This window comes from Pseudoalteromonas sp. UBA6610, assembly GCF_002433295.1.
GTDB lineage: Bacteria > Pseudomonadota > Gammaproteobacteria > Enterobacterales > Alteromonadaceae > Pseudoalteromonas > Pseudoalteromonas atlantica.
The window spans coordinates 7,610-13,691 of record NZ_DJHW01000016.1; the positions used below are offsets into that span (position 1 = coordinate 7,610).

At 42.7% G+C, this 6,082-nt stretch carries 4 protein-coding genes; 1 reads left to right on the forward strand and 3 read right to left on the reverse strand.

All coding sequences use genetic code 11. From position 1 onward, the window contains the following. Nucleotides 1-490: 490 nt before the first annotated feature. Nucleotides 491-1,369, reverse strand: a complete 879-nt coding sequence (locus B4F91_RS01700) for a tetratricopeptide repeat protein (protein ID WP_024032988.1) — start codon at nt 1,367-1,369, stop codon at nt 491-493. A 658-nt stretch (nt 1,370-2,027) separates the two neighbouring features. On the opposite strand from B4F91_RS01700, the gene katG reads away from it, so the two are divergent. Then, nucleotides 2,028-4,208 (forward strand): catalase/peroxidase HPI, encoded by a 2,181-nt coding sequence (gene katG, locus B4F91_RS01705; RefSeq protein ID WP_286937790.1) that lies wholly within the window; start codon nt 2,028-2,030, stop codon nt 4,206-4,208. Between the two features lie 429 nt (nt 4,209-4,637). On the opposite strand, the gene B4F91_RS01710 is transcribed toward katG, so the two are convergent. Both B4F91_RS01710 and B4F91_RS01715 read right to left on the reverse strand, forming a co-directional pair. Continuing rightward, nucleotides 4,638-5,093: an REP-associated tyrosine transposase gene (locus B4F91_RS01710; RefSeq protein WP_286937788.1), complete on the reverse strand. Its 456-nt coding sequence runs from the start codon at nt 5,091-5,093 to the stop codon at nt 4,638-4,640. 533 nt (nt 5,094-5,626) lie between these two features. Beyond that, nucleotides 5,627-6,082 (reverse strand): ATP-binding cassette domain-containing protein (locus tag B4F91_RS01715; RefSeq protein WP_288635346.1); only part of this gene is annotated, 456 nt, incomplete at its 5' end.

The window sequence follows — 6,082 nt, forward strand, 5'->3', positions numbered from 1 at the left end:
CGTTTTATATTGAATTTTTTCGCGACATAAAGCCGCTGCTACTCATTAATTTCACCACAGAGGACACAGAGACACAGAGGACACAGAGGAAACAATGGGGGTTGGTGAGTAATTTCTCCTGCACTCCTCCTTCACTTCTCGGTGGAGACATAATCACTTTTAAACGAAAGCATGAGCTAACCACGTAGCAGCGAGTTTACCTCGCGTTTTATATTGAATTTTTTCGCGGCATAAAGCCGCTGCTACTCATTAATTTCACCACAGAGGGCACAGAGGACACAGAGGAAACAATGGGGGTTGGTGAGTAATTTCTCCTGTTCTCCTCCTTCACTTCTCGGTGGTGACATAATCACTTTTAAACAGAAGCATGAGCTAACTACGTAGCAGCGAGTTTACCTCGCGTTTTATATTGAATTTTTTCGCGGCATATAGCCGCTGCTACTGCTATTGTGTGCTTCGCACTTTACGCCAATAACGCGCTTACAAAACTCTAGCTACCCGCTACTATGGTATTAAAGCTGTCGTTGTCGTGTAGGCTGGCAAATGCACTTTCGTGTAGTAGCTCATTACGTAAGTTTGGCGAGTATTCAAGGGCCATTTTTATATCGGCTAATGCATCGGCATGTTTGTGTGTAAGTGCATACGCACACGCACGCTGCCAGTATGCATAGCCGTAGTCGCTATCTATATCAATGGCTTGGTTACATAACTCAATGGCTTTGGCGGTTTCGTTTAGCTCTAATAATGCATCGGCTTTATAGGCAATGGCTTCTACATCTTCTGGCTTACGTTTTAAAATTTCGTCAAATATTTCAATTTTGTTTGCAAAGTCGCTTTCTAGGTTTGCGCGCATCCATAACGAGTGCACCTCGTTAGTGACCGATATACGCTCTTGGTTACTGAGTATTTCTTCTGAGCGTACACGCAGTTTTTCTTCAAGAATTTTTAAGCGATCTTCGTACTCGTCAGTGATCACACTGACACGCGTATTTACTATGTCTTCTACTTTATTTTTAACATCGCGCAGCGAGTTCCAGCCCACTAAAACCAAAATAGAGGCCGTAGCAGTAATAATAAAAAACACGTTATTAATAGTGTCGGTGGTGTAAATAAGCGCTCTGTCGGCGGTATCTAACTGGGCGTGTGTAACTTGTTTTGTTACATCTTCGCGTAATTGTTGTTGGTCTTGGCGAACGGCTTTTAACTCATCAAGAATATAGCGTTCTAAAAGCGGTTTATACATGGGCTCATTTAATTGCGCTAACGCTTGTTGCTGTTGCTCTTCTGTTGGTGCAGCAGATTCTTGGGCATTAACAGTATTTAAAAGCGAAACAAAACAAACAAATAGAATAGTTATATAAAAACGCATGGGTACGCCTAGTTAATTATTAGTGACTAATCGCACTTTAACATGCAAGGCTTATTGGCACTAGGGCGTGTTGGCTTTGAACATTAAACAACTTAACAAAATCATACAACTGTTCACACAGCCCCAAAGGATTCTAAATTTTAGGCAAAAAAAAGCCAGCCCAATGTGGGCTGGCAAAACTGCTTAAAACAACAATAAATTGTCGCAGGGAAATAACAGGAGTGAGTGGTCATAATAATCAAGTTAATCTGAACATTTACTTAATTATTCAAAATAGATTTCAATAAGTTATGAAGTAAAGGTGCATTGGGCTTAGTAATGCACCTTTATAAACAACTTTAATTTCATGGTGAAGGGGGGTATTCCAATGTGCGCTTAATTAAAAGCCACTTTCAAACCCTTCACATACCATTACGCGTTATCTATTTAATCCGATCACACTAATTGTGGTGTTTAAACTGTATTCATTAAACCAATGGTTTCAATCGATTTAATTCAAGTTAATACGCTGGCGAATGTAATATTAGGTGTCTATATTGTTTGAGCAGTAAATAAAAATTATGCACAAAATTAATAAACCTTAGCGTGCTACTTTAAATGTAAGCGCTGGGGCTTGAGTAAAATAGTTAAACTCTTCATTTAAAGTAAGGAGCTGAAAATGAGCAGCACTAAATCGGGTCAATGTCCCGTAATGCACGGTAGTAACTCAGTTATTTCTAAAGTAAACACAGATTGGTGGCCAAATACTCTAAATTTAGACATTCTTCATCAGCACGATACAAAATCAAACCCCTACGGCACAGACTTTGACTACGCCGAAGCATTCAAATCTCTCGATTTAGACGCAGTAAAAGCCGACCTAAAAACCTTTATGACCGATAGCCAAGATTGGTGGCCAGCCGATTGGGGTCATTACGGCGGCTTAATGATCCGCATGGCATGGCACTCTGCGGGTACGTACCGATTATCAGACGGCCGTGGTGGCGCAAGCACCGGCAACCAGCGTTTTTCGCCGCTAAATTCGTGGCCAGACAACGCAAGCTTAGATAAAGCGCGCCGTCTATTGTGGCCAATCAAGAAAAAATACGGTAACAAATTATCGTGGGCCGACCTATTTATTTTAGCCGGTAACATGGCATACGAATCAATGGGCTTAAAAATTTATGGCTTTGCAGGCGGCCGTGAAGACATTTGGCATCCAGAAAAAGACATTTACTGGGGCGCAGAAAAAGAATGGCTAGCACCGAGTGATGAGCGTTACGACAACGTAGAAAAACCCGACACCATGGAAAACCCATTAGCTGCGGTACAAATGGGCTTAATTTACGTAAACCCAGAAGGCGTTAATGGGATACCCGATCCGCAAAAAACCGCGCAGCACGTACGTGAAACATTTGCTCGCATGGCAATGAACGACGAAGAAACCGCAGCGCTTACTGTAGGCGGCCACACGGTAGGTAAAACCCACGGTAACGGTAAAGCTGAGCACTTAGGCCCAGAGCCAGAAGCGGCCGACGTACACGAGCAAGGCCTAGGCTGGAACAGCACTAAAGAAGGCGGCTTTGGTCGCAATACCGTAACGTCGGGCCTAGAAGGCGCGTGGACTACCCACCCAACAAAATGGGATAACGGCTACTGCCACTTACTATTAAATTACGAGTGGGAACTAACTAAAAGCCCAGCAGGCGCGCACCAATGGGAGCCTGTAAATATTAAAGAAGAAGACAAGCCGGTAGATGTAGAAGACCCATCAATTCGTTTAAACCCAATGATGACCGACGCCGATATGGCCATGAAGGTAGACCCAATCTACCGTAAAATTATTGAACGCTTTAACAACGACTTTGAGTATTTTTCTGATGTGTTTGCCCGCGCGTGGTTTAAACTTACGCACCGCGACTTAGGTCCTAAAGCGTGTTACTTAGGTAAAGATGTACCAAGCGAAGACCTAATTTGGCAAGACCCAATTCCAGCGGTTGACTACACCCTATCTGATGACGAAATCAGCGAGCTAAAAGCACAAATTCTTGATTGTGGCGTAAGCGCAACTGATTTAATTACTACAGCGTGGGATAGCGCACGTACGTACCGTGGCTCAGACCGCCGTGGTGGTGCAAATGGCGCGCGTATTCGCTTAGCTCCGCAAAAAGATTGGCAAGGTAATGAGCCAGAGCGCCTAGCAAGCGTACTTAGCGCCCTTGAAAAATTTAAAGCTGGCTTAGCTAAGCCTATCAGTATTGCAGATTTAATCGTATTAGGTGGCACAGCAGCTGTAGAGCAAGCTGCAAAACAAGCTGGTGTTGATGTAACAGTACCGTTTGCGCCAGGGCGCGGCGATGCAACCGACGAAATGACCGATGCCGAGTCGTTCGAACCGTTAGAGCCAGTACACGACGGCTTTAGAAACTACCTTAAAGGCGACTTTAGCGTCTCGCCAGAAGAGCTACTTTTAGAGCGTAGCCAGTTAATGGGCCTAACAGCACCAGAAATGACCGTACTGTTTGGCGGAATGCGCGTGTTAAGCACAAACTACGCAGGCAGCAAACACGGCGTATTTACCGATAACGTAGGTGCGCTTTCTACCGACTTTTTTGTAAACTTAACCGACATGGCCAATAACTGGAAACCGTCTGAGCCAGGTGTTTACAACATTGTTGAACGTAAAACAGGCACCATAAAATGGACCGCAACACGTATAGATTTAGTGTTTGGTTCAAACTCTATATTACGTGCACTAAGCGAATTTTACGCACAAGACGACAACAATGAACGTTTTGTACATGACTTCGTAAATGCATGGGTAAAAGTAATGAACGCCGACAGATTTGATCTTAAATAAATCAAAATTATAGGCACGAAGGGGAGCAACATAGCTCCCTTTTTTATTGTCTAAATTTTAGTTCGTGGCCTGTAGGCACAGAGCTTAGCTTCGGCGTTAGTTTGTCTTGTAGACGTAGAGCTTGCTCACGTTAGAAGCGTAGCTTCTCATGGTTTTAGCAAAGGGGCTTACACTTAGGTAAAAGCGCTGCTTTTAAACGCCAGCAAGCTGTGCGTCTACAGAGTAAGGTTTAGCTCCGGCGTTAATTTGACTTGTAGACGTTGAGCTTGCTCACGTTAGAAGCGTAGCTTCTCATGGCTTTGGCAAAGGGGTTTACACTTAGGTAAAAGCGCTGCTTTTAAAACGCCAGCAAGCTGCGCGTCTACAGACTAGGGCTAAGCTCCGGCGTTGGTACACGATGCTTGTTCACGAAAAATAAAAATAATACCCTCAACCCCCGCCGTTCAAATATATACAATCCCAAAAAGGGTATTGTTCAATCTTTTGCACAATCCCAGCTCTTAATGGGTTTGCAACAATATAACGAGCCTGAATTATTAAATCTCTTTCATTGCGGATTTGATGATCAAAATAATTTTGTTGCCAAATTGGACCTTTATCACCACTAAGCGCATTAATCTTCACGGTTGTTAAGCTTTTAAACTGCCTAACTACCTCAGATAGTGAGAGCGCCTTAACTTGAAAAAGCCAATGAAGGTGATCTGACATTACGGTATAGCAAATAGTATTAACATTTTTTTGCATATAAAAGATCGCGCGAGCGGCCATACAGGCATTCTCAAAGTTTTCAAATAAATCGGCTCTTTGCACGCAGCATATGGTGACTGAATAATATTTATTTGCAGACGAGCAGCGACCTTTTAATAGTTTTGTTGAAGAAACCATGAGAGCCATTTCTTAATATATTTTAATAAATATAGGAAAACCTGTTTATTACACAAGGGAAGTTTTTAAAACAGTAGTTAATCTGACTTGTAGACGTTGAGCTTGCTCACGTTAGAAGCGTAGCTTCTCATGGCTTTAGCGAAGGTTGTTACACTTAGGTAAAAGCGTTGCTTTTAAGACGCCAGCAAGCTGTGCGTCTACAGGATTGGGCTTAGCTCCGGCGTTAGTTTGACTTGTAGTCGTTGAGCTTGCTCACGTTAGAAACGTAGCTTCTCATGGCTTTGGAAAAGGTGGTTACACTTAGGTAAAAGCGTTGCTTTTAAAACGCCAGCAAGCTGTGCGTCTACAGAGCAGGGTTTAGCTTATTATGGCTAAAACAATGCGCACCCACCTATTTAAACACCCACAAAAAAAGGCGCTAAACAGCACCTTTTTAAAATGATTTAGGCTTTATTTTTAGTTTTTGAAACCTAAAAGCTTAAACCTAAAAACTTATACCTAAAACAGACGCGATATAAAATCGCTGCTACAACTTAAGCGATTTTTTTCTCTTCGATGCTAGCTAGGTATTCGTCAAACGTACCCTGAAAATCAATGACCTGCTTGTCTTTAATATCAATAATACGTGTTGCTAAAGATGATACAAACTCGCGGTCGTGGCTTACAAAAATAAGCGTACCCGCAAAGTCTTTAAGTGCATTGTTTAGCGCTTCAATGGCTTCCATATCCATGTGGTTGGTTGGCTCGTCCATTACAAGTACATTTACGTCTTGCATCATTAGCTTACCAAACAACAAACGGTTTTTTTCACCACCTGAACAGTTACGCGCTTTTTTGTTTGAATCGTCGGCGGTAAACAACAAACGGCCTAACATGCCGCGTACCATTAAATCGTTATGCTTGGCTGTACGCCATTGCGACATCCAATCAAATAACGTTAAATCGTTATCAAAATCTTTTGTGCTGTCTTGCGGGCAGTAACCAAAGCT